This window comes from Lentibacillus sp. L22 (genome assembly GCF_040812445.1).
In the GTDB taxonomy this organism is placed as follows: Bacteria; Bacillota; Bacilli; order Bacillales; family Amphibacillaceae; genus Lentibacillus_C; species Lentibacillus_C daqui.
In genome coordinates, this window is the sequence record NZ_JBFNXI010000002.1 from 1 (window position 1) to 26,701 (window position 26,701).

At 41.8% G+C, this 26,701-nt stretch carries 24 protein-coding genes and 2 riboswitches; of the genes, 5 read left to right on the top strand and 19 right to left on the bottom strand.

Translation table 11 applies throughout. From position 1 onward, the window contains the following. Positions 1-114 precede the first annotated feature (114 nt). The 4 genes from galE to ABRT01_RS01015 all read left to right on the top strand — a co-directional run bounded on the left by galE (position 115) and on the right by ABRT01_RS01015 (position 4,336). Complete coding sequence (galE, locus tag ABRT01_RS01000; protein WP_269411669.1) at positions 115-1,107, top strand: UDP-glucose 4-epimerase GalE; 993 nt, start codon at positions 115-117, stop codon at positions 1,105-1,107. 5 nt (positions 1,108-1,112) lie between these two features. Continuing rightward, positions 1,113-2,600, top strand: coding sequence for a UDP-glucose--hexose-1-phosphate uridylyltransferase (galT, locus tag ABRT01_RS01005; protein ID WP_269411668.1), 1,488 nt, complete (start codon positions 1,113-1,115; stop codon positions 2,598-2,600). Between the two features lie 4 nt (positions 2,601-2,604). Further along, positions 2,605-3,639 carry an aldose epimerase family protein gene (locus tag ABRT01_RS01010; RefSeq protein ID WP_269411667.1) on the top strand — a complete coding sequence of 345 codons (1,035 nt, stop codon included), beginning with the start codon at positions 2,605-2,607 and terminating at the stop codon, positions 3,637-3,639. Positions 3,640-3,991: 352 nt separating this feature from the next. After that, complete coding sequence (locus ABRT01_RS01015; RefSeq protein ID WP_367746096.1) at positions 3,992-4,336, top strand: hypothetical protein; 345 nt, start codon at positions 3,992-3,994, stop codon at positions 4,334-4,336. A gap of 80 nt (positions 4,337-4,416) precedes the next feature. On the opposite strand, the gene ABRT01_RS01020 is transcribed toward ABRT01_RS01015, so the two are convergent. From ABRT01_RS01020 to thiT, 16 genes are all read right to left on the bottom strand, one after another. After that, the gene (locus ABRT01_RS01020; RefSeq protein ID WP_269411665.1) at positions 4,417-5,934 is read right to left on the bottom strand and encodes an MFS transporter; all 1,518 of its coding nucleotides are present in this window, start codon (positions 5,932-5,934) and stop codon (positions 4,417-4,419) included. A gap of 121 nt (positions 5,935-6,055) precedes the next feature. Next, positions 6,056-6,778, bottom strand: a complete 723-nt coding sequence (locus ABRT01_RS01025; RefSeq protein ID WP_367746098.1) for an amino acid ABC transporter ATP-binding protein — start codon at positions 6,776-6,778, stop codon at positions 6,056-6,058. Beyond that, a complete protein-coding gene (locus tag ABRT01_RS01030) occupies positions 6,775-7,437 on the bottom strand; it encodes an amino acid ABC transporter permease (protein ID WP_367746099.1) in 663 nt (220 codons plus the stop codon). Before ABRT01_RS01030 ends, ABRT01_RS01025 begins: the two co-directional genes overlap by 4 nt. Before the next feature lie 72 nt (positions 7,438-7,509). Continuing rightward, the gene (locus ABRT01_RS01035; protein ID WP_269411662.1) at positions 7,510-8,295 is read right to left on the bottom strand and encodes a transporter substrate-binding domain-containing protein; all 786 of its coding nucleotides are present in this window, start codon (positions 8,293-8,295) and stop codon (positions 7,510-7,512) included. Between the two features lie 238 nt (positions 8,296-8,533). After that, positions 8,534-9,259: an ATP-binding protein gene (locus ABRT01_RS01040; RefSeq protein WP_269411661.1), complete on the bottom strand. Its 726-nt coding sequence runs from the start codon at positions 9,257-9,259 to the stop codon at positions 8,534-8,536. A 13-nt stretch (positions 9,260-9,272) separates the two neighbouring features. Continuing rightward, positions 9,273-9,710 (bottom strand): bifunctional adenosylcobinamide kinase/adenosylcobinamide-phosphate guanylyltransferase, encoded by a 438-nt coding sequence (locus tag ABRT01_RS01045; RefSeq protein WP_269411660.1) that lies wholly within the window; start codon positions 9,708-9,710, stop codon positions 9,273-9,275. Then, positions 9,662-10,282: a histidine phosphatase family protein gene (locus tag ABRT01_RS01050; RefSeq protein ID WP_269411659.1), complete on the bottom strand. Its 621-nt coding sequence runs from the start codon at positions 10,280-10,282 to the stop codon at positions 9,662-9,664. Before ABRT01_RS01050 ends, ABRT01_RS01045 begins: the two co-directional genes overlap by 49 nt. Then, positions 10,240-11,034, bottom strand: a complete 795-nt coding sequence (locus ABRT01_RS01055; protein ID WP_269411658.1) for an adenosylcobinamide-GDP ribazoletransferase — start codon at positions 11,032-11,034, stop codon at positions 10,240-10,242. Before ABRT01_RS01055 ends, ABRT01_RS01050 begins: the two co-directional genes overlap by 43 nt. After that, positions 11,031-11,873 (bottom strand): cobyric acid synthase, encoded by an 843-nt coding sequence (locus tag ABRT01_RS01060; RefSeq protein WP_269411657.1) that lies wholly within the window; start codon positions 11,871-11,873, stop codon positions 11,031-11,033. Before ABRT01_RS01060 ends, ABRT01_RS01055 begins: the two co-directional genes overlap by 4 nt. Further along, positions 11,870-12,451, bottom strand: a complete 582-nt coding sequence (locus tag ABRT01_RS01065; protein ID WP_367746100.1) for a bifunctional adenosylcobinamide kinase/adenosylcobinamide-phosphate guanylyltransferase — start codon at positions 12,449-12,451, stop codon at positions 11,870-11,872. The genes ABRT01_RS01060 and ABRT01_RS01065 overlap by 4 nt, the downstream gene beginning before the upstream one ends. After that, a complete protein-coding gene (cobD, locus tag ABRT01_RS01070; protein ID WP_269411655.1) occupies positions 12,433-13,509 on the bottom strand; it encodes a threonine-phosphate decarboxylase CobD in 1,077 nt (358 codons plus the stop codon). Before cobD ends, ABRT01_RS01065 begins: the two co-directional genes overlap by 19 nt. Beyond that, the gene (cbiB, locus tag ABRT01_RS01075) at positions 13,466-14,446 is read right to left on the bottom strand and encodes an adenosylcobinamide-phosphate synthase CbiB (RefSeq protein WP_367746101.1); all 981 of its coding nucleotides are present in this window, start codon (positions 14,444-14,446) and stop codon (positions 13,466-13,468) included. The genes cobD and cbiB overlap by 44 nt, the downstream gene beginning before the upstream one ends. After that, entirely contained in the window at positions 14,443-15,915 is a 1,473-nt protein-coding gene (locus tag ABRT01_RS01080; RefSeq protein ID WP_367746102.1) for an adenosylcobinamide amidohydrolase, read from the bottom strand. The genes cbiB and ABRT01_RS01080 overlap by 4 nt, the downstream gene beginning before the upstream one ends. Positions 15,916-16,045: 130 nt before the next feature. Continuing rightward, complete coding sequence (locus ABRT01_RS01085) at positions 16,046-17,074, bottom strand: FecCD family ABC transporter permease (RefSeq protein ID WP_367746104.1); 1,029 nt, start codon at positions 17,072-17,074, stop codon at positions 16,046-16,048. Then, positions 17,058-18,032 (bottom strand): ABC transporter substrate-binding protein, encoded by a 975-nt coding sequence (locus ABRT01_RS01090; protein ID WP_269411652.1) that lies wholly within the window; start codon positions 18,030-18,032, stop codon positions 17,058-17,060. Before ABRT01_RS01090 ends, ABRT01_RS01085 begins: the two co-directional genes overlap by 17 nt. Before the next feature lie 190 nt (positions 18,033-18,222). Further along, positions 18,223-18,417: riboswitch (cobalamin riboswitch) on the bottom strand. Between the two features lie 344 nt (positions 18,418-18,761). Then, positions 18,762-19,358, bottom strand: coding sequence for an energy-coupled thiamine transporter ThiT (gene thiT / locus ABRT01_RS01095; RefSeq protein ID WP_269411651.1), 597 nt, complete (start codon positions 19,356-19,358; stop codon positions 18,762-18,764). A 91-nt stretch (positions 19,359-19,449) separates the two neighbouring features. Beyond that, positions 19,450-19,551, bottom strand: a riboswitch (TPP riboswitch). Positions 19,552-19,745: 194 nt separating this feature from the next. Here thiT and ABRT01_RS01100 point away from each other — a divergent pair. Beyond that, on the top strand, positions 19,746-21,218 hold the full coding sequence (locus tag ABRT01_RS01100) for a BCCT family transporter (protein ID WP_269411650.1): 1,473 nt from the start codon (positions 19,746-19,748) through the stop codon (positions 21,216-21,218). 78 nt (positions 21,219-21,296) lie between these two features. On the opposite strand, the gene ABRT01_RS01105 is transcribed toward ABRT01_RS01100, so the two are convergent. The 3 genes from ABRT01_RS01105 to ABRT01_RS01115 form a co-directional block, all read right to left on the bottom strand. After that, positions 21,297-21,884, bottom strand: coding sequence for a CalY family protein (locus ABRT01_RS01105; RefSeq protein WP_269411649.1), 588 nt, complete (start codon positions 21,882-21,884; stop codon positions 21,297-21,299). 38 nt (positions 21,885-21,922) lie between these two features. After that, positions 21,923-22,489, bottom strand: a complete 567-nt coding sequence (sipW, locus tag ABRT01_RS01110) for a signal peptidase I SipW (RefSeq protein ID WP_269412482.1) — start codon at positions 22,487-22,489, stop codon at positions 21,923-21,925. Positions 22,490-22,569: 80 nt separating this feature from the next. Then, positions 22,570-26,532, bottom strand: coding sequence for a S8 family serine peptidase (locus tag ABRT01_RS01115; protein ID WP_367746105.1), 3,963 nt, complete (start codon positions 26,530-26,532; stop codon positions 22,570-22,572). Positions 26,533-26,701: the final 169 nt, after the last annotated feature.

Below are 26,701 nucleotides of genomic sequence, written 5' to 3' on the forward strand. Positions count from 1 at the left end.
AAAGGAAGGCCGACTAAAAACGGGCTTGCGCTCAGGCGTCGGCATACCCCTTTTGCAGGGGCACGTCATTTTTACCGGACTTTTTGAACATCCTCTACAAGGGAGTATAGTAAAATGAGTATATTAGTTCCAGGTGGTGCCGGCTATATTGGTTCGCATGCAGTGTATCAGCTCATTGATCAAGGAAAACAGGTTGTCGTTGTTGACAGTTTGGAAACCGGACATAAGAAAGCGATCCATCCAAAGGCTACTTTTTATCAGGGAGATATCCGTGACATTAGTTTCTTACGTCAGGTATTTGACAACGAGTCGATTGATGCGGTGATCCATTTTGCGGCCAATTCACTAGTTGGAGAATCGATGGAGGATCCACTAAAATATTTTGATAATAATGTTTATGGTACACAGGTCTTATTACGGGTGATGGCTGAATACCATGTGAAGCATATTGTATTCTCTTCCACCGCAGCAACGTATGGCGAACCTGAAACAGTGCCAATTTCTGAAACAACGCCCACAAATCCTGAAAACGCCTATGGTGAAACTAAATTAACTATGGAAAAGATCATGAAATGGACCGAAAAAGCCCATGATATTCGCTATGTTTCATTGCGCTATTTTAATGTAGCCGGTGCCCGGAGCTCAGGTGAAATCGGCGAAGATCACCGTCCAGAGACACATCTGGTCCCCATTATTTTACAAGCCGCTCTCGGACAAAGGCAGTCCATCACTATTTTCGGAGATGACTATCATACTCCCGATGGAACTTGCATCCGTGACTATGTCCATGTCGAGGACCTGATTCAAGCTCACGTAAAGGCACTGGATTATTTACAAAATGGAGGTAAAAGTGACATTTTCAATCTTGGAAGCAGCCAGGGATTCTCCGTTAAGGAAATGATTCAAACCGCACGTACCGTTACTGACAAAGCTATTCCCGCCGAGATTGGCAAACGACGCCCTGGTGACCCAAGCACATTAATTGCAAGTTCTGACAAGGTTAAACGCACGCTCGGCTGGAATCCAACCAGGACATCGATTACCACGATTATGCAAGATGCATGGAACTGGCATAAGTCCCATCCACATGGCTATGGGGAGGAGTAACTTTTATGATTTATCAAGATTTGGAAGGACTTGTTCAAGCCGCAATCGATCGACAATTAATCGAACCTGCTGACCATATTTATTCTCGTAATCAGGTAATGCATTTACTAAAATTGGATGCATTTCCTGAACGGTTAGCAGAAATCACAACCGGTGAGATACCCGATTTATTGGGAAAATTGGTTGATTACGCCATTCACCAACAAATAATTCACGATATATTTGACGAAAAGGAAATGCTGGCAGCGGATATCATGAACTGTTTCGTTGCCCGTCCATCCGTTATCCGATCAATATTTCATAACAAGGTCCGGAATTCACCGGATGCAGCAACTGATTATTTTTACCAACTTAGCCAAAACAGTAATTACATTCAAATGAATCGGATTCGGAAAAATATCCACTTCAAGGCTGATACAAAATACGGCGAAATGGATATTACCATTAACCTGTCCAAACCGGAAAAAGATCCCGAACAAATCAAGCGTGAACGGGAATTAAAACAAACAGTTGCGTATCCAAAGTGTCCCTTATGTGTGGAAAATGAGGGATACGCCGGACGAACGGGACATCCAGCAAGGTCCAACCATCGGGTGATTCCGGTCGACCTGTTGGGGGAAAATTGGTATTTGCAGTATTCGCCATATGTCTATTACAACGAACATTGCATTGTTCTTGCTGAAAAACATCGCCCAATGAAAATTGATAAAAATGCGTTTCAACGGCTCATACAATTTACAACTAAGTTTCCGCACTATTTTCTTGGTTCTAACGCGGATTTACCAATCGTTGGTGGGTCAATTTTAAGCCATGACCATTATCAAGGTGGCCGGTATGAATTTGCGATGACCAAGGCTACAGAGGCATTTCGTTTCCAACTACAATCATTTGATCAAGTTACCGCCTCGGTGTTGAACTGGCCATTATCAGTCATTCGCCTGACAAGTGTCGATGCTGAACCGTTACTGGAAGCGGCTGATCATGTGTTGCAGACTTGGCGCACTTATACTGATTCGCGGGCAAATATTGAAGCTTATTCGGGTGACACACCGCATAATACCATCACACCAATTGCCCGCATGCGTGATGGAAAACATGAATTAGATTTAGTGTTACGGAATAACCGGATATCTGATGAACATCCATTGGGTATTTTTCACCCCCATGCCGACGTGCAACATATTAAAAAGGAAAACATCGGGCTGATTGAAGTGATGGGTCTGGCGGTTCTCCCTGCCCGGCTCAAGGATGAACTACGGGGCATTAGACAATATTTACTTGGCGGGGACATCATTCATGTTGCAGCATACCATCAGGATTGGGCCCAGAAATTGAAACACACTTATGGTACGATTAAGAGCTCTGTTCAAGCTGATACCATTTTACAAACCGAACTGGCCAAGAAATTTTCCCGAGTGCTGGAAGATGCCGGTGTCTTCAAAAACAAATCAGCATTCGAACGATTTATTAACACATTGAATAAAGAGGTGTAACGGGATGAATATTTCGCAACAGAACATATACAATAACTGGATGGAATACACCCTTGCCAATGATCATGGAATGTCGGTCAAAATCCTGAATTATGGCGGAATCATTACCGAAATGAAGGTTCCCGATAAGGATGATAAGCCGGAAAACGTGGTATTGGGCTACAAGGATGTTGCCAATTATAAAGATAACCCGAATTTTTTCGGAGCAATTATTGGCCGGGTAGCTGGCAGAATTGAACATGCGTCGTTTTCATTAGGCGGGCAGACTTATCAATTGGAAAAAAACGAGGCCCCTCATCATTTACATGGAGGATCCCATGGGTTTCATTCCGTTACCTGGGATGCCAAACCATTCCGGAATGATCAGGCTGTTGGGGTAAAACTTTCTTACACAAGTCCTGATAAAGATGGCGGGTATCCCGGTCGTGTGCTTGTTAACATGACCTATACGCTCTATGCCACGGAAAATAAACTTGAACTCGATTATCAGGGAACAACCGACCAAATAACACCATTGACGTTAACCAACCATTCCTATTTCAATTTATCCGGAGATTTACAGTCAACAGTGGATAACCATCATGTTACCTTTACTGCCCCACGCGTTCTGGAACTTGATGGCGCATTAATACCAACCGGGAAAACATTTACTGCAGCCGGAACCAATTTTGATTTTAGTGGTGGTCGAAAATTGTGCGATGGTTTTACGGATTCGATTGAGCAAAATCGGATTGCTGGTGGAGGGTATGATCATTATTTTATCTGGGATAATCAGCCCAAAAAAGTGGTTGTCCATGAACCAAATGCAGGGCGGTTCTTAACGATTGAAACCAGTCAGCCTGGTATGGTTATGTATACAGGCAATGGGTTGGGTGACGGGATTGCTTTAAAAGGTGGGTCATCACGGAAACATCTTGGGGTCTGTTTTGAAACCCAAGCATCCCCCGCGTCATTGCATCATCATGGTATTCCCGGAATAATGCTGAACCCCGGAGAAACCTACCACCAGCAAACGGCATATACATTTACGACGGAATGAGTTTAAACACTGATAAAGAAGTTTCGAACGCGTTTTTATGGGTGCTTGAAATGATTTGCCAATTACATACTTTTATGTTTCTGTATCGCTATGAAACTTAAATTTACGTTATTGACATTGATTTTTAGATTTTCCTTGTTAATGTGGCTTGTATTATCAAATTTTAATACATCTCTGAGGATTTTTGGCGAATTGTGTAACATACGCGACCATGATATATTATAGGCAGATTTAATTTTTGGAAGAAGGAGGTGTTAGGATGAGCGAGCAAATTCTTGAGCAATTGGCTTAAGAAATCAAAGATATTAAATCCAGTCTCGGTAATATGGCAACTAAGGAAGATCTGGCTTCTGTGGCTACCAAAGAGGATCTCAATAACATGGTTACTAAAGAGGATTTGGCTTCCATGGCTTCAAAATCCGATCTCAATCATATGGCTACCAAAGATGACCTGGCTTCCATGGCTTCAAAATCCGATCTCGATCATATGGCTACCAAAGATAACCTTGTTCCGATAAAAGATGATTTGGATGAGCTAAAAAGAACCGTTAATCGTAACTATGAGCAAATAGCCCTTAATTCAGAAACCCTTGATGCATTGGTCCAAAGCAATCATCGTCATGAAAAAATAATCGAAACACTTTCTTTGCGCTCCAACGAACATGAAAGTGATATCCGTATATTGAAACAACGTTAATCTCTTCAAATTCCTCTTAGATTTACATCCAGATCCAAAAAAGAGGTACAAATCCAACATGGGATTGTACCTCCTTTTTTCTAGCCTTTCTGACCGTTTTCAAATTCACTAATATGTTCATCAATTTTCTGTTTTTCTTCATGCCACCATAAGCCATCTTCTTCAGCATCCTGCAGTACTTCCTGAATCTCCTGTTTTTCCTCAACTGCCGGTGGGGAGCCGCGTAATGGTTTACCAGAGGTGTTTTGAAGGAAAAAGCTAACAACCACAATACCTACTAAAGAGGCAAATACAACGTAATAGGCCGGTGCCAAATTGCTCGCGGTAATATCAACAAGCCAGGCTATCAAGAGTGGTGCTGTACCACCAAACAGGGAGGTGGAAATATTGTACGTAATCGCCAGACCGCCATATCTTACATTCGTAAAAAACAATGAAGGTAATTGAGATGGCATGGTTCCTTGTAGAGCAGCAAGCAAAAAAGCCAAGACGAGTAATCCGGCAAATACCAGCCAATTATTACCGCTGTCAATTAACATAAAGGCAGGAATTGCAAGGATAATCACCCCGATTAAGCTCCCCTGAATAATCCGTTTATTCCCTATCCGGTCACCAAAGTGTCCCATCAGAATGACCAATGGAACCATAATAAACATAACGATCAATATCAACAACAACCCTTTTGTCTCACCATAACCGAGTACAGCTGTTAAATGGGAAGGCATATAGGTCAATACGGTATAGTCAATCACATTATAGAAAAACACGATAATTAGTCCGATCAACAATGGCCTGCGATGATGAATAAGAATATCTTTCATTGAAACATGATGTGCAGAATCTGCTTCTTCTGCCTTTTCCTTTTCTTGCTCCATCTTCTCAAAAGCTGGTGATTCTTCTAAATGGGTTCGCAAATATAACCCAATAAAACCAATTGGTGCAGCAATTAAGAATGGAATTCGCCATCCCCAGGCAAGCATTGTCTCTGACCCTAAGATAAAAGTTAATAGTGTCACAATACCTGAGCCGCCAATATAGCCGACAAGTGTGCCAACTTCCAATCCACTAGCCATGATGCCACGTTTTTTATCTGGAGCAGACTCAGCAATAAATGTCATGGCGCCGGAGTATTCGCCACCAGTTGAAAATCCCTGTACCAGCCGGGCGATCAAAAGCAAAATCGGTGCAGTAATACCAATCGATGCATAACTGGGTATAATACCAATGCCAAGTGTTGCAAGCGCCATCATGATCAGTGTGATAGCCAAAATCTTTTTTCTACCCAATCGATCCCCTAGCATTCCAAAAAACATGCCTCCAATCGGGCGAACAAGAAAGGCAACAGCAAACGTGGCAAAACTAAAAATCAACTGTGTTCCACTTGCAGCTTCTGAGAAAAACACCTTTCCAATGGTTGCTGCAAGATATGAGTAAATCCCAAAGTCAAACCATTCCATAGCATTGCCCATCGCGGTTGCTACCACCGCTTTTTTTGCGACATCTTTATCTACAACAGTAATGTCATCTCTATGCAGTTTGTGTTTCTTCTTTTTATTTTGTCGTTTGAATCGCCTCTTCTCCTCTTTTTCATGATCCATCAAACTCCTCCTCGGTTAAAAATGACTTTTGAATGATGATTACCCGAAAAGTCCAACTATTAAACAAAGGACAGTCTCCTGCCGTTTATATGTTAATTTGGCAGGGAACTGTCCCCATATGTTATAAAATTTTATTCAAAAATCCTTGTGTTCGTTCAGACTCGGGATTGGTAAATATCTTCTGCGGATCCCCTTCTTCCATAATGACCCCCTCGTCCATAAACAACACCCTGTCCCCTACCTCTCTGGCAAAGCCCATTTCATGTGTGACCACAACCATGGTCATTCCCTCAATAGCCAGTTGTTTCATGACTTCAAGCACCTCGCCAACCAATTCCGGATCGAGCGCGGATGTCGGTTCATCAAATAGCATGACTTTCGGCTCCATGGCAAGTGCCCGGGCAATCGCCACGCGCTGTTGCTGGCCGCCTGATAATTGGCTGGGATACATGTCTGCTTTATCACTTAGGCCAACTTTTCCCAATAAGTTAACAGCACGATCTCTTGTTTCTTGATTACTCAGTTTTAGAACTTTCCTGGGTGCCAGCATAATATTTTCCATAACTGAACGATGTGGGAATAAATTAAACTGTTGAAAAACCATACCTACCTCGGTACGCACTATATTAATATTTGTTTTGGGATCATTTAAATGATGACCATTGACGACAATATCACCACTGGTCATTTCCTCCAGCATATTCAAACAGCGTAAGAAGGTACTTTTGCCGGAACCACTTGGGCCAATGACACAAACAACTTCTTGTTCGGCAATTTGACAGTTAATTCCTTTTAATACTTCCAAATCCCCAAACTTTTTGTATAAATTTTTCACCTCAATCATTGAATATCCAACCTTCTTTCCACAAACCGTAAAATAAAGGATAGAATTAAAGTAATCACCAAATAAAACATGGCAACGGTTGTGTAAATTTCTACTGCATTAAAGTGATTGGCTGCAATCAATCGTCCCTGAAAAATCAGCTCTGGAACAAGAATAACGGATAAAAGTGAGGTATCTTTAATACTAATAATAAACTGATTGCCAAGTGGCGGAATCATCCGTTTAAATGCTTGAGTCCAGATCACATAACGCATCGTTTTTCCGTGATCCAAACCGAGTGAACGCCCTGCCTCCATCTGTCCTTTTTCAATCGACTGTACTGCACCGCGGACAATCTCAGCAATATAGGCACCCGAATTTAAGGCAATGACGATGACACCGGCTGTAACTGATTCGAATGTATGTCCAATAATTAATGGTAAGGCATAAAATATCCAGATAGCTTGTACAAGTACCGGCGTTCCACGGATGACCTCAATGTAGATACTCGCAATCCAATAAATTACTTTGTTCCTGGCAATGCGTCCGAGTCCGAAAATAGCTCCCAAAATAAAACCAATAAAAAGTCCCAGTACGGAAATGAGAAGCGTATAATATAAACCTTGTACAATTTGCGGGAGAAAATCAATAACACCTGCCCAATTAAATCGTCCTATCATCTTTTCACCTCTCTATGCCTTGGTACGTAAAGGGTATAACGAACAAGTTATACCCTTTCTATCAATTTGCTTTTATGACTCAGGTTTTTCACCAAACCACTTTTCATAAATTTCATCGTACGTCCCATTTTCTTTCAAAGTAGATAATGCCTCATTTACCGCTTTAACTAAATCATCCTGACCCTTGGCAAATGCAATTCCATAATTTTCTGCCTCATACAAATCACCGACCACTTTCAGGCTGCCATCACCTTTTGTATTAATGTAATACTGAACATTTGGTGCATCGTAGAGAATCGCATCCGCACTGCCGTTTTCTACTGCCAAATATGCTTGATCCAGCTGCTCATACTGGTTCGCCGTAGCCCCATCGATAGTTTCATCAATGTATGCCGAACTGGTTGACCCTAATCTTGTTGCAATTGTTTTTCCTTCCAAATCATCCATTTCCTTAATCTCATCATTATCAGCAGCAACCCCAATCCGTAAACCAGATTCATAGTATGGATCACTATAGTCAATTTTTTTGGCTCGTTCATCTGTAATACCAATCCCCGCCAATGCAATATCAAATTTTCCGGTTTGTAATCCAGGAATAATCCCATCAAAATTGGTCGTTTCCAAGTTGATTTTAAAACCGACTTCATCAGCAATCGCGTTAATCAGATCGATATCAAAGCCAACGTATTCACCATCCTCTTTAAATTCAAACGGTACAAACGAGGTGTCAGTGGCAACAGTATATTCATCCTTTAATTCACCTTCACCACTTGATTTAGATCCACAGGCAGCAAGTCCAATAACAATGAGAGATATCATTAAAATCATGCCTATCCATTTTTTTAAATCCTTTGGCATTACAAAAGTCCCCCTTAACTTGTATTAACTAATACGTATTCACTGTTTGTACGAAAGATTCGCTTTTAAAAAAATTACACTTTTTAATGTCATATCACTGTATAAACTGGACTGAAAGATACTGTCATGCATATAAATTCAACATGCATGGATTTATTTCAAATTACGTTTAAATAGAGGGGAATTTATCGCATTAAAAAACCGGGTCATTTCCCGGCGAATAAAATATATTGTTATTCTATTTTTGGATTTTAGTTAAACATACTTTATGGAATAAATCCTCAGCATCTCCTTTAAGTTCTTCTACAGTAACCAATGGTTCATAAACAATGATAAAACAAGTTGCAGGGCCTGCTGATTTATGTAAATCAACATTAGCTGAAAAATGATAGCTTTTCTCTGGAAACAGTTGGTTTAACTCGTGGATGATACCTTTTGATCCAACTGGCACTACCGCTAACACCGCTTTATGTTCACAATACCACCGAAACATATGTAATGGGGCGATTTTATTTTGTTCCGTGATAACTTCTTCGCCAACAAGTGGACTTCCGATAACTGCAACCCCAAGCTCCTGATCTTCTTCAGGAATCGCTTGCCCCGGCTGTCGCGGTTTCTTGCCTAAAACCGTTACACCTTGAGCTGATTGGTTAAGTGAAAAATTTGATTCCGTACTACCAGTAATCCGCAGTTTTTGTTCTGATTCCTTCATGCCACGCTGAATGCCTTTTACAAGTGACATCCATGCCGCATCACCATTGAAATTTTGCAGGATAACAGCGAAAGGAACTCCTCCGGAAGCGACACATTCCATAAAGGCAACTCGAAAGGCAAAGTAAGCAGCAAGATCATAGGAAACAGATACGACATCGTCTGGCTTTTCCCCGATAGCACCACTATTATCACAGGCAATCACGATGTCGATATGTTGATCAAATGGCTCGATTAATACATCTCTCTTCATAACGATCTCCTTTCTATTTCATTCGCCGAGCAATTCCATACCAGAGTAAATCAAATCTGGAACAATTGACAACCAGATCTTGAAAAAACCAGCCTGCCGCATCCCGGTATTCGCGCATTTCTCTCTCCAGTGGCACAATCCCTTTGGAAATATCTGAGCCAATCACGACAAGATGACGAATGAGTGATTGCTGTTCCCATTTCAGCCATTCCTCAATCATGTTGGTTCCTACTTCGCGGATGGCAGCAAAATCACTTGTTTTTAACAACTGCTGAACCCATAGCTCGACCCCGGAAAGAATAAGTATATCATCATTGACATCCATGACTTGAGGACATTTGTTGCCACGGTAAGCGGAAATCCAGCGAAATGATCGCTGTTTATCCAATTGGTAGTGCGTTTTCACCCACGCTGATTTTCCGTTATAGGAACCTCCTGTAATGACATGCATTTGTCACCCCTCCTAAAATCGTCTTTTGTCCAGATTAACCGATACCCCCCACCATAGGGAATCTTCCAGTTAAAAAATGACCGATTGCATATAGTAGATAATAATAGGCGAATAACCCCGCCATGTGTTACGATTACACTCTCTTTTGCATTCGTATCCATCATTTTGTCTTTGACTAATGCAAATCCTGCCACAACCCGTTTTTCAAAGACCGTAAATGTTTCTCCACCATCCGGATGACAATGAAACGGATCATCCAGCCATTGACGATAGGACGTAAGCTGCTTTAATTCCTCATAGGTTCTCCCCTCCCATAAGCCAAAATTCATTTCTCTGAAGGCTGTACGTTTTTGAATAGGAAGATTGGGAAATAGAATCGCCGCCGTTTCCAAACAACGCCGCAAATCACTCGAAAACAATTGATCAACTGTCTTCATGCATGGTTTGTTTCGTTTAAGGATTCCTTTTCCTTCTGTACTTAACGATACGTCCGTCCAGCCAATATACGCACCCCGCTGGTTTTCCTCGGTCATCCCATGGCGAAGTAATGAAATAGCCACACCATCATCCATAAATAGACTTCCACTCCTTCCACCGATGCACCGACAATATCACCGGTTATGCCACCAAACCACTTGACAGCTTTTTTCCGCAAGCCTAAAAATAAGATGAGCGTTCCTGCAAACATCAGCATCACAAGCAGTCCACCCTTGGACGAAAAAGCAAATAATACGATCAGAACCGGCACCAATATAATCCAATAATTCCATAGTGTTGTTGACGTACATGCTTGTTGAAACGTGTAACCAAGCCCGGATTGCTTTGCCACGGGAACGAGCCTTAGCATCATCCCCATTGCCATGCGGCTCAATACCGGAATAACTCCCACTAAAAGATAGGTTAACGGTGTATGTAATAAAATAATTTCATAGATAAACAAAAACCTGGCACCAAGCGGGACGATCACACTTAATACACCAAAGGCGCCAACTCGTGGATCCTTAAGTATTTCCAAACGCTTATGAACATCACGATAGGAAAAGTAGGCATCACAACTGTCCATCCAGCCATCCAGATGAATGCCACCAGTCAATACAATCGGCAGGAGCCAAAGACAAAAAGCAACAGCCAGTGGAGAAAATGGTGTGCCTTGCAGCAGCCCGTACAATACACCGGAATAAGCCAGCCCTAAAAACATACCAAACACTGGAAACATACGAACTGCACGATCCAGATTTTTTGGTGTCATTGGGATTTCTTTTGTAATTGGTAGTATACTAAAAAATTGGATAACAATAATAAGTCCAGATATGTATGCTTTCATCTTACATCTCGCCGCTTGATGATATCCAGGATCCGGTTTCCATCCAAATAGTTACCCAGTTTTGCTGCTAAATCCTCATAACGATCCCCTGTTTCAGGTACTCTGGTCACATCTGGCTGTATTTGTCCGGATAGTGCATCCTCAGCTGCAATCGCATGCTGCACACGGGGGATAACACCTAAAACCGGTAATCCGGTATACTTTTCGATCCATTGAATACCATCCATAAAAGTACCCGGTTCACCCGTAAATTTATTGATGATAATGCCTTGTACCCGTTCACGTTCTGGAGCAGTAAGGAGCGCCAATGTGCCAACAATACTGGCAAACACGCCTCCTCGTTCAATATCAGCAACAAGTATAACCGGGACATCAGCAAGCGTTGCGATCGACATGTTCACCAATTCCTTGTCACGCAAATTCATTTCAACCGGACTCCCTGCCCCTTCCATAATGATGACATCGTGCTTATCCAGCGCCATCAATGATTGTTTAATTGCTGCCATGCCCATTTCATAATAATCCCCTCTGTAGTTATGTCCACCTACCGTTCCCAGTGATTTTCCCAAAATGATTGTCTCCGCAGATTTTTCGGATGTCGGCTTTAGTACAATCGGATTCATCCATACAGTTGGTGCCTGTTTTGCTGCCTCGGCTTGAATCACTTGTGCACGGGAAATTTCCAAACCGTCTGCAAGCTTTTGTGTAAAGTTGGACATATTTTGTGATTTAAATGGAGCAACGGAATAGCCCAGGTTGGTAATGATACGACACAAGGCTGTAACAATGAGACTTTTCCCAACATTAGAAGCGGTCCCCTGAATCATGATGCCGTTCATTTGGTCCTCTCTCCCTTCATCATGATTGGTATACCTGATTCGATTACATATGCTTCATTGGCATTTTTCACCAGATATTGATGTAATTGCCCAAGTATTTTGCTATATACGTTGACCATGGCGTTATTGCTTAAAGGTTCATTTAATACCTCATTTGAGACAATGATCAGTGCCTGGGCTTTAAACTGGATCCGTAAAATATCAGTTAAAATATGTTTGCTTACAGCTTGCTGATAATCCGTACTTGCCCAATCATTTTCCGACAGATTGCTGGAGAATAATTCATTTGTCAACAAAATGGTGAGGCAATCCAACAATACAATATCCTGCTCACTTACACGATCCACAATAGAAGCAATATAAATAGGACACTCAATGGTTTTCCAGTTCTGTTTTTCCCGTTGCCGCTGATGGAGGGTAATCCGCTGTTGCATCTCCGTATCTTCAGGTTCCGAAGTAGCAAGATAACACAGATATCCGTCGGCGTCCTGCGCATAACGAACCGCATATTGCTCGGCAAATGTGCTTTTTCCGCTTCTGGCGCCACCCGTAATAAAAATCAGTCCGTGCTTTTCCATTTGATTAGCTCCTCCATCAACCGATCATTTTGCTCAGCCTGTTTAATCGAAAATCGTAACCAGCGGCCGTTTAACCCACGATAATTGGCCGTATGCCGGGGTACAAGACCACGTTCCAACAAAAAGCGAAACAAAGGTAATTGCTCATCCAATTGCGGATCACGCAACAAATAAAAATTGACGTCACTGTTGGACATTTGATAGCCATTCTTCCGTAATACTGAAAATAGGCGTCCACGTTCCTCGCCAATAAATTCCTGCGTCCGCTGTACATAATCGGTTGTCTGCAAACATTTTATTCCGGCCGCTATTGCAAGGGCATTAACATTCCAATGTACTTGATAACGACGAAAACGTTCAATCAAAGATGGTGCGGCCAGCATATAGCCCAATCGAAGTCCGGCAATCGCGTACATTTTTGTCAATGACCGGAGAATAATGACATTGGAAAAATCTCGAAGGAAACCGACAATTGTTTTGGGATCTAGGAGAAAATCATAAAACGCTTCATCAATTACCAGATAACAATCGTTTTTTTTGCATAACGTTGCTATTTTTAGAAGTTCTTCGATGGTATAACTGATACCCGTAGGATTATTGGGATGACAGAGAAACAATACATCATTTTCCTTGATCTGTTTATTCATTTCATCTAACGGCAATTTCCAATCATTTTCCCTCAAAGTAAAGTGGGAAATCTGACAGTTGTACGTTTGACACATACGTTCATATTCGGAAAATGATGGATCGATAATCAAAATTCGTTTCCTTTGAAAAAACTGCGCCAATAATGAAATAAGTTCCGCTCCACCGTTTCCCAATAAAATGGCTGATTCTGAAATTTGCGCTGTTTCGGCAATCTGCTTTTTCAATTGTCTTCCATCAGGATCCGGGTAATCAGTTATCTTATCAAACCAACCGTCCCAATGCTGTTTCAATGATTCAGGTGGACCAAACGGATTGAGGTTCACGCTAAAATCTACTACTGTATCAGGCATCGTTAAACACATATGTTCATACACGTAATATGGGTTCGATCCATGTAATGGCCAGGCCAATCGTAACGCCTCCAATCAATAAAATAAGAAGAAATAGGCTAGCCGTTCGCTGCATAATCGTAATTGTTTGTAAAATATGCGTCTGTTTTAATGGTTGACGAGCATTTCCCATTCGTTCGGCAATGGATAATTCCCCTTGATATGTATTTACCCCGCCAAGCTGAATGCCCAACAAGGAAGCGACCGCCGCCTCGCCCCACCCACTGTTCGGGCTTTTATGCTTATGGGCATCCCTTAATAACATAGTTAAAGCGGTTCGGCGTGTTTCATAGACAGGTTGTACCACCAGCAGCATTGTCAGGGCGGTTAAACGGGCGGGAATCCAATTAAGGATATCATCAAGCTTTGCCGATGCATACCCAAACTCCTGGTAGCGGTCATTTTGATAGCCCACCATTGAATCACACGTGTTGACAGCCCGATAAACCAGTGCGAACGGCGCACCGCCAAGCAAACCCCAGAATAAAGGCGCCGTAATTCCATCATTTGTATTTTCTGCTACCGTTTCAACCGCTCCGCGGATAATGTCTGTTTCTTGCAACTGATCCGTATCACGTCCCACGATACATGACAGCTTTTTTCTTGCCATCGGTATATCTTGTTGATTTAATGGCGAGTAAACTTCAAGTGCTGCCTTTCGTAAACTGTTGGCTGAAATTGTTGTCGCAATCAAACATCCTTCTGCTATCATTCCAAAAATCGGGTGTAGATAGTAACTAAGCAATACAAGGAACAAACTGCTAAACAATACAATACTCGCAACAATTCCAACCATGAACATACCGTTTATTTTACGACGGTTACCTCGATTCAAATGGTTATCCAGCCAAGTGATCAACTTGCCAAATCCCTTTACCGGATGTGGCCAGCCTTTTGGATCACCAATAAGCCAATCGATGATACTGGCAAGAACCATCGCCGATATATGATAAATCATGATTGGTTCCCCTTGGCATTAAGAAGTGCTTGCTTTGTACACATATAAACACCTTTGCCAATGAGGCTTCCCAGCGGTGTAATTGAACCGCCAAAAGACAATTCCGAACCAAGTTGGGTAGCTGCAATCAAGATACTATCGGTAGAGGTTCCTGTAGCCAGTGTCCCCGTCATCTCATCCAATACACCGTTATCATACAATGCCTTTACCTTTGCTTCTGTCGCAGTCATCATGGATTGGATAAATGCAGTGTCGGTTAGTGTTCCGTTTACAAACACCCACGTATTAATCGTACCAGGTGACAAGTTCTGACAAAAGCCGTGTTCCCCTCCATATGCCACATCAACTGCATTGCCGCTACCCGCAGTCACAACAATAAACACCGAACAATCAGGGGTTGACAAAAATTGATAAGCTACATCGGTTACGTTGACCGCCGTCATCATCCCCACCGTTTCATTCGGGTCGAAATCGTAAGACGTTAAATAATTCATCATTTCCTGCTGATAATCCAGTTCAGCATAATCTTTATCCACATGGCGATTCACAAATGTTCGATACCAGCCCATCCCTGAACCGGTTACACCAGATGACATCACTTTTAATGGAAGCGGCGCCTTAAGATAAATCATCTGATCGTTTACTTGCAACAGTTTTTCATTCACAACGGGTAGATTTTTTTCCGCAGGCAGTTTTTCCGGAACGATCATCATTTGTGGCTTAGGAATTCGTGGGTGTGGATGCTTTTCCACCTTTGTTTGATAAACTTCCTGAACCGTTTTAGTCTTTAATACCACATCGGGATGATCACAAATTTTCGTCTGCCCACGGTGCAGCAATAATAAACGATCACAATAGATACTGGCAAGATTTAAATCATGGAAGATGGAAATAACGGTTAATGTCTTGCTTGCAGTCCATTGTTTGAGTAAATCAAGTAATTCCTTTTGATAAGCTAAATCCAGATGATTGGTCGGCTCATCAAGTAACAGAATTTTTGGCTGCTGTGCAAGGGCCTGTGCCAAATAAGCACGCTGCCGTTCTCCGCCAGATAATTGATCCAGTAATGCATCCTGATACGTAATGACACCGGTCTTGTCCATCACATCCCGGACAACCTGTTCATCCGCTTCAGAAAATGATTGGAAGAGTCCTTTCTGATGGGCATACCGGCCAAGTGCAACCGTTTCTTTGACCGTGTAGTTGAATGTTTGCGACGTATGCTGTGGCAAGACAGCAACCCAACGAGCAAAATCCTTGGCCGAATAAGCAGTAACCGGCTTTTCATTCAGTGTAATTTCACCCTGATAAGCAGACAGAATGCCATTAATCATATTTAATAGTGTAGTTTTTCCACTCCCATTAGGCCCAATAATTCCAAAAAACTCTCCCTCTTCCACTTGAAAGGAAATATTGTGCAAGATGATCTTATTTGCATAACCGCCTGAGACATTTTGGACATTAATCATGTTATTGCTACTTCCTTTCTGTTTAACTAAAGGCAAGTTACCAGCCCTAGTTGATCTTTCCCGTTTTCCGGTAACTCTTCCCGCCTCATGTTGTTCTTCTTCGACCTTACTGCGGAGAATCCCGAAAAATTCAATTTCTCCTCCTGATCAGAATAACCGCAAATATAGGTGCTCCGATCAAAGCAGTAATAACACCAATCGGTAATTCAGACGGGGCAATTATCGTTCGGGACACCAGATCAGCTAAGATCAGGAAGCCCGCACCAGCTAAAATGGATAATGGAAGTAAATGCTTATGATCCGGTCCCCAAATAATACGAATAAAATGTGGAATGACAAGTCCGACAAATCCAATCGTCCCGGAAACCGCCACGGCTGCACCGGTTAGTATCGATCCTGCAATCAACACATTCATCTTTTTTCGTTCCACGTTAACACCTAAATGTTTCGCTTGTTGTTCACCGAATGACATGGCATTTAATTCGGTAGCATGCAGCATTAGAATACCAGCTCCCACAATAAAGAATGGCAGGATAATCCATACGTAATCCCATCCCCGCATGGACACACTTCCAAGTAACCAGCCGATGATCTGTCGTAACTCATCACCGGTTAATGCAATCATTAATGAGATAAGGGCACCAAGGAACGAACTAAAGATGACACCGGTCAAAATAATCGTTTCCACCCGCATACTACGGTCGACCCGTTTGGCAAAGAAGAGCACCAAAAAAATCGTCAAAAACGAGGCCACCACACTTAATACCGGCAATGTATACAGCCCTAAAAACGGTAATGATAAATGCAAAAAAATTGTCAACACTGCCCCAACACTAGCACCGGAGGAAACCCCCAGCGTATACGGGTCTGCCAATGGATTTCTTAATAATCCCTGAAAGGCTGCACCCGCAATCGCTAACGAGGCTCCGATAATTCCCGATAACATAACTCGTGGCAAGCGTACATTCATCACAATATTTTCATACATCGGATCCACCGAATCGGAGATAGATGTATGTGAGATAGCAGCAAAAATAGTCTTCAGAATAGTTGTAACAGGTACCTGAACTGTTCCAATTGAAATGCCCATTAACATGGAAACAACCAGTATCACAAACAGTATCCCGTACGCTGTAATCCGCTTAGTCATCGAATACATCTGGATAAATCACTTTTCCAAGTTCCTCAACACCATCAACCAATCGTGGACCTGGACGGTTAACCAGATCTTCGTCCACATCATAAATTTGTTCGTTTTTAACTGCTGATACATCCTCCCAGCCATCTCTTTGGGTTATTTCGGCAACGGGATCGTCCACATATGAACCGTATGTTGTAATAATCACATCCGGATTGCTTGCAATAGCCTGTTCCTCATTTATTTTTGGCCAGCCTTCCTGATCACCAGCAGCATTTTCCGCATGGATAATTGTTAATAGCTCGTCCATAAACGTATTTTTTCCAGCGGTATAAATATCAGGTGATGGGGAAATTTCCATGTAAACCTTTTTTTGGTCATCTTTATCAATGGCATTTGCCTTATCCTTAAGTGCAGTTAATTTTTCCTTCATATCATCAATAATCTGGTCAGCCTTATATAGTGTTCCTGTGGCTTGTCCAATCAAATGAATTGAATCGTAAACCTCATCAAAGTTATTTGCACTGGCAACAACCAATACCGGAATGCCCGCTTCTTCAATTTGTTTAAGTGCTTTCTCGTCATTGGTTTGATCTGCAAGCACCAATTGCGGATCAAGTGAAAGAATTTTTTCCACATTTAATTCCAGCCCACCGATTTTTTCCTTTTCGGATGCCTCTTTCGGAAAATCATCATGGTCAGATACACCAACAATTTGATCGCCAAGTCCCAGGTCAAAAGCAATTTCCGTATTACTTGGTAAAACCGAGACAATTCGTTCCGGTTTTTCATCAATGGTTAATTTATATCCATTCCCATCGGTCACTGTTACCGGAAAAGCCTGTTCCTCCGTCTGTTCTGTTTTAGTATTGTCTGCATTATCCTTTCCTTTTTCAGCGTTATCATCTGAATTTCCACAACCGGCTAAAATTCCTAAAAATAAGATAGCAGTGAATAAAACCAAATAAATCTTTTTCATGATCGTATTGTCCCCCCTAGTGTTTACAAAATAGCGCTACAAAGCAGTCTTCTCTCATAACCATGGATAAGCAATAAAAAAACACCTCCTATTAAAAAGGGGTGCTACTCATTAACAGTAGATGGATACTTATTTTTGACAAAGCAGTACCATCCAGCCAAGTTGCACACCTCCCTATCCGCGTAGGTTCATGGTGTTTCAGAATCAGGCAGTGTCCTGGCTCATGGTTACCGTTGCCCTTCCCTTCCCATACAAACCTATGTACAGTGGATTAAAAGGCAACAACCATTTACAGTGGCGGGACCGCGTCGGATTTACACCGAACTTCCATTTTAAGTCTATTATTCCGTGTTCAAAAAGAGGCACATCAGCCAGAATTCATTCGAACCTCTTGAACAGTTGCGCTAGACACCCGAGTCTGTTACACGAATATTTTATTTCCTCTTCCAGTATACAACATCCATGTCAAATCGAACAGGTAAATGATGAAAAATGACATACAATATAGATAAACAAAATACAAAATCATAATTAGCTACAGATTCTCACGGCAGATAGGAGAGTAAAAATAGGAGGAATCTATCGAGAGAAGAGCGGTCACGGGCGATGGGAAAGAAAAAGCGTGAGGAATCTACCGTGAACAGGGCGTCAATACCATCCAAAATAGAAAAATACAATCCGGATTGAATAAAGGACAGTCCCCTAAAATGGTAGAGGACTGTCCTTTTATTAACCTGCCCTTCGCTGCTGACCTATTTGTTTCGCCGAGGTGATGATTTGTCCTGCCTTTGAAACGATCAATCCCAAAATAACCGCACAGGCGATTGAGACAGCGATATAGGTGATGCCATTGGTAACCAGCGAATAAATAAATGGTGATTTCCCCGCCTCAATGGCATACTTCTTAAAGAAGATAACCCCAGCGACAAAATGCCAAAAATAACGTGTCGCCCCGCCAACAAATATGGCAATCGTCATCCATAACAAAGCATGTCCTTTGTGTCCCTTTTGTAGGTTCCCTTTGACTTGGTGATAAAACAGCCCTGCAAATCCAATACAAGCAAAAGCAATAAAATATTCAATAAATGCTTGGGTAGGGGTAAGTATCCATGCCTGACCAAGCGCAATTTGTAGAAGTCCCCAAAGAAAACCAGATAGGCTGGCCGCTACGAATCCCCAGCGAAAGGCAACGATAAATATTGGGATCATCGCAAAAGAAATGGAAATCGACGGTCCAAAACGCAATGATGGCAATAGATCCAGCACCATCGCAAATGCCGCAAGTATGGCCACTTCTATCAGTGTTTGCAAACTTAATTTTCGCATATAAAAATGCCTCCTTCAGAACGAACCAAAAGGGAGACATTGGTGAAATATACGGATTTTTATCGGGCAGCCATAAATCCAGCGAACCATCCGCATTTACTCACCACATCCCTACGCTAGTGCTAACTAACAGGTTCAAAGGGTCCGAACAATAACGTTCTCTCTCAGCTTTAAAGCTCCCCTTGTGGTTGCGTTATCATTTTATTTAATCTCATCATAGCACATGCCGGTCAATCATGCACTCTTTTTATTCATTAATTTCAATAATAGATTTTGGTGCTGACCTTTTATTTGTTGAGGATTCATGTACCCTCCACATGTCCCATTGCATTGCTTGCTGGTCTTTGTTATTGTTAATCCTATGTCAAAACTTTATCAGGGGGATTCATGAAGAAAGTTACAAGGGTTTTTTACATAACATTGGTAATAGTCGTCTTAGCCGTGATATTTGGTGTGGCATTTCCTTCACAATTTGAACGAATAACTGGCAACATAAAGGATTTTGTAGCTACTACATTCGGTTGGTATTACATGCTGTTGATGGCGGTCATGCTCATCGTTGCAATCATCATTGCCATTAGTCCATACGGCAAAATTCGCCTTGGCAAGGATCATGAACGACCCGATTTCTCAACACCAACATGGATTGCTATGTTGTTTTCAGCTGGTATGGGGATTGGTCTTGTTTTCTACGGGGCAGCGGAGCCATTATTTAACTATGCACTTGATGCTGCCACAGAGAAACCAGGTACTGATGCAGCATTTAAGGAAGGGCTTGCCTATAGCTATTTCCACTGGGGCGTACATATTTGGGCTATGTATGGTATTGTGGCACTGTCATTGGCTTTTTTTCAATTTCGTAAGGAAGAACCAGGATTGATTTCAGCAACATTAAAGCCGTTATTTGGAGAAAAAATGAACGGTCCGCTTGGTGTGCTGATCGATGTACTATCCGTATTTGCAACTGTATTCGGTGTAGCAACCTCGCTTGGTTTTGGGGCAGCGCAAATTAATGGAGGGCTTTCGCATTTATTTGGTATAAATGTTGGTTTTACCGCACAGTTTGTCATCATTGCTGTGGTAACGGTTCTCTTTATTGCTTCAGCGTGGTCAGGTTTGAGCAAAGGGATTAAATATTTATCCAATACCAATATGGTGCTTGCCGCTCTTTTACTTGTTATCGTCATCATCGTCGGCCCTACATTGCTCATACTGGATATGTTTACTGATACGTTTGGAAAGTATATGCAACATATTGTGGAAATGAGCTTTCGCACAGCTCCACTTACAGGGGACAATCGGGAATGGCATAATAACTGGACCATTTTCTTTTGGGCATGGTGGATTGCATGGGCGCCTTTTGTTGGAATGTTCATTGCCCGTGTCTCTCGTGGGCGCACCATTCGGCAATTTTTGTTAGGCGTCATGGTGATTCCAACATTATTTACTTCAATATGGTTTGCAGCATTTGGGACAACGGCAGGTGATGTACAAAATAGCGGAGTAGATTTGACCCAATACACGACAGAGCTTGTATTGTTTAATATGTTCGATCAATTACCATTATCATTCATCCTTTCCATTTTTGCTATTTTGCTAATTGGCTCGTTTTTTATTACTTCAGCAGACTCAGCAACGTTTGTTTTGGGGATGCAGTCAACACATGGTTCGTTAACCCCGCCGAATAATGTCAAGATTATCTGGGGAGTTTCCCAATCAGCTGTAGCATTGATTCTGCTCTATGTCGGTGGATTAACGGCAATTCAGAATACGATTATTATCGCGGCATTACCATTTTCCTTTGTAATGATTTTGATGTTATTTGCCTTGTTTAAGGCGTTGAATAAAGAAGTATCATGATTTTGCATACAAGCAATCGCCAGGACTGCCATTGCTAACGGGCAGTCCTGGTGATTTTAGTGGGATATTGTATTCATCTTATTTTTCATCGCCAGCAGTCTGTTGTGCATTAAATGTCCATTCCAGGTTTAAGGAGTCGCCTTGGAATTGGTTTTGATCTTTTCCGTCATCAATAAATTTAAACTTGACAACCAAATCATGTTCATCCCCTGCTTCCAATCCTTTCTTCCCTAGTAAAGGACTGAATACTTCATCATGTACTACTTCCGGATCCATATCTTTTAGTTCAGCTAATGTTGTTTCGTAAATAACCTCATTTAGTTGATCGGCATTATATAGGAATTCAACCTGAATATATTTACCGAAGTCATCCGTGTTATCCCCTTTATCATCAATCACACTGTAATCGGTCTCCAGTAAAACTTTATTCATATCCAGCGTTCCATTATTTTGTAATTCAAAGTCCCGGATCACGGAATCTCCTGGCTGTAATTCATCTACATCAATCACCGTTGTAGGTTGAACAGATAAGTCCAATTTCCCTGCAGCAAATGTATTATTGGTTGTCTCACTTGAACTAAAATATGCATATGTGCCTCCACCAATTAATGCGATCCCCAATGCTGCTGACATAACTCCCATACCCAATTGTTTTTTAATACCCATTGATTATTCCTCCTTTTATTTTTCCGCCCATAAGATTTTTACTTGGATTCTGTTTCTATTTCCTTTTTAGGCTGTTCAATCTGTCGAAGTGCTCGGTATATCGTAATTATCGAATAGATAACAAGGCAAACCCCCGGTAGCACCATCAGTAATGCCGCACCTTCCTTAGAATTGGTAAAGCTCATAACATATCCAAGATAAGGAATGGTAAAACCGCTGTACGTCCCGATAATATTTTCTTGTGCTACTGGTTCCAGGTCAGGTGCATCATTGGCATCACCTTTTGTAATATAGGTCTGATCTTTCTTCTGAACTTGCATAACGCGGTGGGTCACAATCATGCCATCATTTGTTTTAAATGTGATCACATCACCCTTATGAAATGGATGCTGACTATCCGTTTCCTTGACTGCAATAATCGAACCTGTCCGAATATCTGGTTCCATCGATCCGGACAAAACGGTTTTTACTTGGTAGCCAAACAGACTTGCTTCTCCGCCTGAAGCCTTCATTGAAATGACTGTTAGCAACATTATTAACAGCGCAGCAAATAATAGAAACGTTATCAGATGATTGATCACCTTAAAGATTCGTTTAACATTCATCATCCCACTCCTAATACACGAAATGGCTTATAGCGTGTTCCACTTTACCCATTTCGTGGAACACCATTTACCAATAGTTTCTATTGCCATTCTTTAATCAAATTATCTGCATGCTTCATTAACGTTTCAGCCGCATCATCAGTTAGTTGACTATTATTCTGATAAAATGCGAGCAATTGTTTAAACGTGTTCATATGATTGATTGCTTTATTCATTGCTCCACTATTCTCAAAATAACCGATCGTTGTTAACTGCATGTTTAGTAGTTTAGCAGTATCGTGACTTTTGATATCACCATTTTCCTCATATTGATCAACAAGATCTTTCATCACAGCAATAGTTGATTCGGTATCACCTGAATCATCCTTTTCTTTCTCGATCACGATGGTCTTTTTCGTCACATGCCCACCTAGATCAACGACCTTAAATTCAAATTCGTTCTTGCCGTCTTCCAAGTTTAACGCAATGTCTTTGATCGTCTTATCAAAACCATTCATGCCGTATGGTTCAGATAGATCATGCTTATACACTTCATTTCCATTCACATATAGCCGAATATCATCAAAATTATCAGTAACAGTTGCATCGACTTTTATTTTATCGGCATCTGTTTTTTGATCTGCTTTTACATCAAGCTTGGCTTTCTGAGTATCGACAAAATATCTCCGGCCAATTTCTGCTTCATTACCGGCATTGTCAACTGCCTTAATAGATTTGAAGAAATATCCGTCTTTATCATGTTTGACCGTTATCGAGAAATCATAGCGGTCTTTATCTTTGTTATACGTGAGTTTGGCCTTTTCGCCATCAACAGTCACTTCTTTAATGCCTGATTTATCAGTTACATATCCGGAAAATTCTACTTCACCGGTTGCTTCCACTCCAAGGAATTCTGGTGTTTTTAAATGTAAGTCCGGTATCGTTGTGTCAGTTGACTTAGCTACTTCTTTTGTGGTTTCATTTCCAGCATAATCAACTGCCTTAACAGTTAAAGATTGCTCCGAACCCAACTTTTTCGTTAGCTTATGCTTTGTTTCGCCGTTTACATACGGCTTGTCCAAAACAGATTCACCATCTACCAGCACATCCCAATAGGCAAGTCCACTTCCCCCTGCATTATCTTTTGCATCAACGGTTATCGTTTGGGTATCTTTATCAAAATCTGCCGTTAATTCAGGCGCAGTGGTGTCCAACACGACAGGAACTTCAAGGGATTGCCAATTTGCGTCATCATAATCAATGACCGATTCTACCTGCAAATAGTATTTTCCTTCAGGTGCCATTTTTCCATCGATTTTTCCGTCCCATTTTCTTGAGGAGAATAAGTCGTACATTGGCCCTTGCCCACCATCATAGTAGTTCTTGGCAACATCGGATTCCGTTCGAATGGTGCGGACTTTTTTCTTGTTTTCATCCAATACATTAAATTTAACTTCTTTAGCATTTCTTAAGAATGACAAGATCATGAGCGCGTCATCCTGAACCTTATCCCCATTCGGTGAAAATGCAATTTTGCCTGGATCCATCTCTCCGGTTTGTAAATTCTCTCCCAGAAAATCAAATGCTTCGTTTCCATCTTCATCTTTTCCGCTGGATGTGACAACACCGGTCATGCCGTAATACGTATCGTTATCCCACATTGGCTTGTCCATAATTGGTGCTTGATCCCAATCCCCTTTGAAACCGACATATGGAACGTTGATCTTCGGATTATTGTCAGATGGATCTGTTAGTGTCACAAATCCTTCCAGCCAGTAACCATTGGTAAAAACGCCCGATAATTCTTTGTCCACCGAACTGACATCGATGGAAACAGTCACCGTCTTTTCACCATTTGCCGGTACTTCCACCTGACTGGTGTCTTCTCCATTAACGGTTGCCACGTCATCCAGTTCCAATGCGCCAAATTCATTCGGTGCAACCAACGTATCGTCTCCATTGGCAACCGGCTGATCCGTTTGCGCATTGGCTTTCACATCATACGTAACCGCTTTATCGGTCATGTTTTCTGCCGTTAATTCGAACGTTACTTTGTTTTTCGTGATTTGTTTTAATGCCACTTTTGCTTCGCCGGTTTTTGCCTCGGTAACCATTATTGGTGTCGACATGGCGGCATGAAGCTGCATCAATCCAGCACCTTGGCGTCGTGGCGAGACAAAGGCTCCATCCAATTCAACCAATTTAGTCGTATTCATCATCAAGTTTTTAGCCATGGTAACCCGATCTTTATTATCCAACCCAAATTTATCGTCAATTCGCTGCAGGACAAGTGCTCCACCACCGCTCGCATGTGGTGCTGCCATCGATGTGCCACTCATCATTCCATATTGATTATCATTTAGCGTCGATAAGATTTGGCCACCCGGTGTCGTAATTTCCGGTTTAAAGTCCAAATCGGGGGTCAGTCCCCAAGATGAGAATGCGCTCATTTTTCCTGCATCCGGGTTGTCGATCTTTTCCTTCCCGCCACCAAATTCCAACGTCACCGACTTACCGTCCTTTAATGCAGCAGCAAGCTTGTCTCCATCATTTTTCAACATGAACAATTGCGGAATAGTAATGGCATTATCGGTTGCCATGTTAACGATGCCATCGGTGTTATTATAGATAATGACCCCTTCCGCTCCTGCTTCTTGAGCATTAAGCGCCTTATCCGTAAAGCCAATATCCCCACCACGTTGAACCAAGGCATATTTACCTTTGACATCCTTGTCGGCAAAATCCTCCGGTGTCCCAAGACCAGCCTCTATCAGTTCAAATGATGTTTTTTCGGGCGGGTCCGTATTACCAGCTGAAAGGTATGGTGCGCTGTCTGCTTTTCCGTCGATCGTATAATCGACTGCATCGACATCCATGTACGAATTTTCATAGGAAGCTACTTGTAATGAATCCTCAGCCACCCCTGGTGAACCACTTACCCCGTAATCCGGATTTGAGGCTAATGGGTAATAGAATCCTTCAGCGAACTTATTGGAATTACCTGCTGAAATAGAAACGAGCACACCGTTATTAGTTGCACGTTTTACTGCTTGTTGTTCCGGTGATTCCGAGTCGACATAACCCGCTGGAGAACCAAGGCTTAAGTTCAATGCATCAGCACCCAGTTTAATCGCATCATCCATAGCTTTTACGTAAACATCACCATACGTCGACTGCATTTCCGGATCATTTCCGAAAACCTTAAGCGCTAACAATTGGGATTCCGGGGCGATTCCTTTGATACCTCCGTCATCCTCATCGCCATTCGCGCCAACTGTTCCGGCAACGTGCATGCCATGCATGGAGGCGCCTGCAGCACTATCGAGAATTTCATCATTTTCATCCATATAGTTATAGCCGTATGGAACTTTTTCGGTATAGTACTTGCCTGGAAGTCCGTCATCTTTTACTGTTTGCTTGACCGATTTTTCCGTCAGAGCTGGATCCGTATCATCGGAAAGTATCATGTCGCGGTGGGATGGATCAATACCAGTATCAATAATGCCAACCGTCATCCCTTCCCCTTTATAACCATAATCACGCCAAGCTTTTTGTGCCTCAACTAATTCCTTACTGTACTTCATCTCTGGTTTTACTTCCGGCCGCTTATATTCCTTGACAATATGTACCGTGTCTACATTGGAAATCTTCTTAATTGCGTTGATATCCCCCTGTTTCACTTCAGCACTAAAGCCATTGACAACCGTTGTAAACTCCTGTAAAAAATCAGCGTCAATCTTTTTCGACTTCATTTTGTCTTTTATTGTATTTTGTTCTTGTTTTGCTGTTTCTTGCAATTGCTTTTTTTCAGTGGGTTGTAAACGCTTAAACATCGTACCTTTTTTCGTTGCCCTTTCAATCGGCGCATCCTGTTTCAATTCGACAATAACCCTGACCTTTTCAGCCGGGTCCGTCGTTTCCTTTAGCTTTTTCGCATCGGGATCGACCTTTTTTTCCGTATTCTGTTTTAATGTTTTTTCGCCTATTTCTGCAGCGTTTACATAGAAAAAGTTGCTGAATACTAACAATGCAGTTAATAAAACGACTGAAATTCTTTTGAACATCTGCCTCCCCCTTACTTTAAAATTTGCTTTACAAAAAGTTGTTAAATCCTCCCCTTTCTATTTCGTCATGCGACATAATTTTCTGTCATGTCTAATTTATCGGATTTTTAATGAATATACCAGTGACAATAGAATCAATTTCACAACAAAAACAGACTTTTTCTGGGTA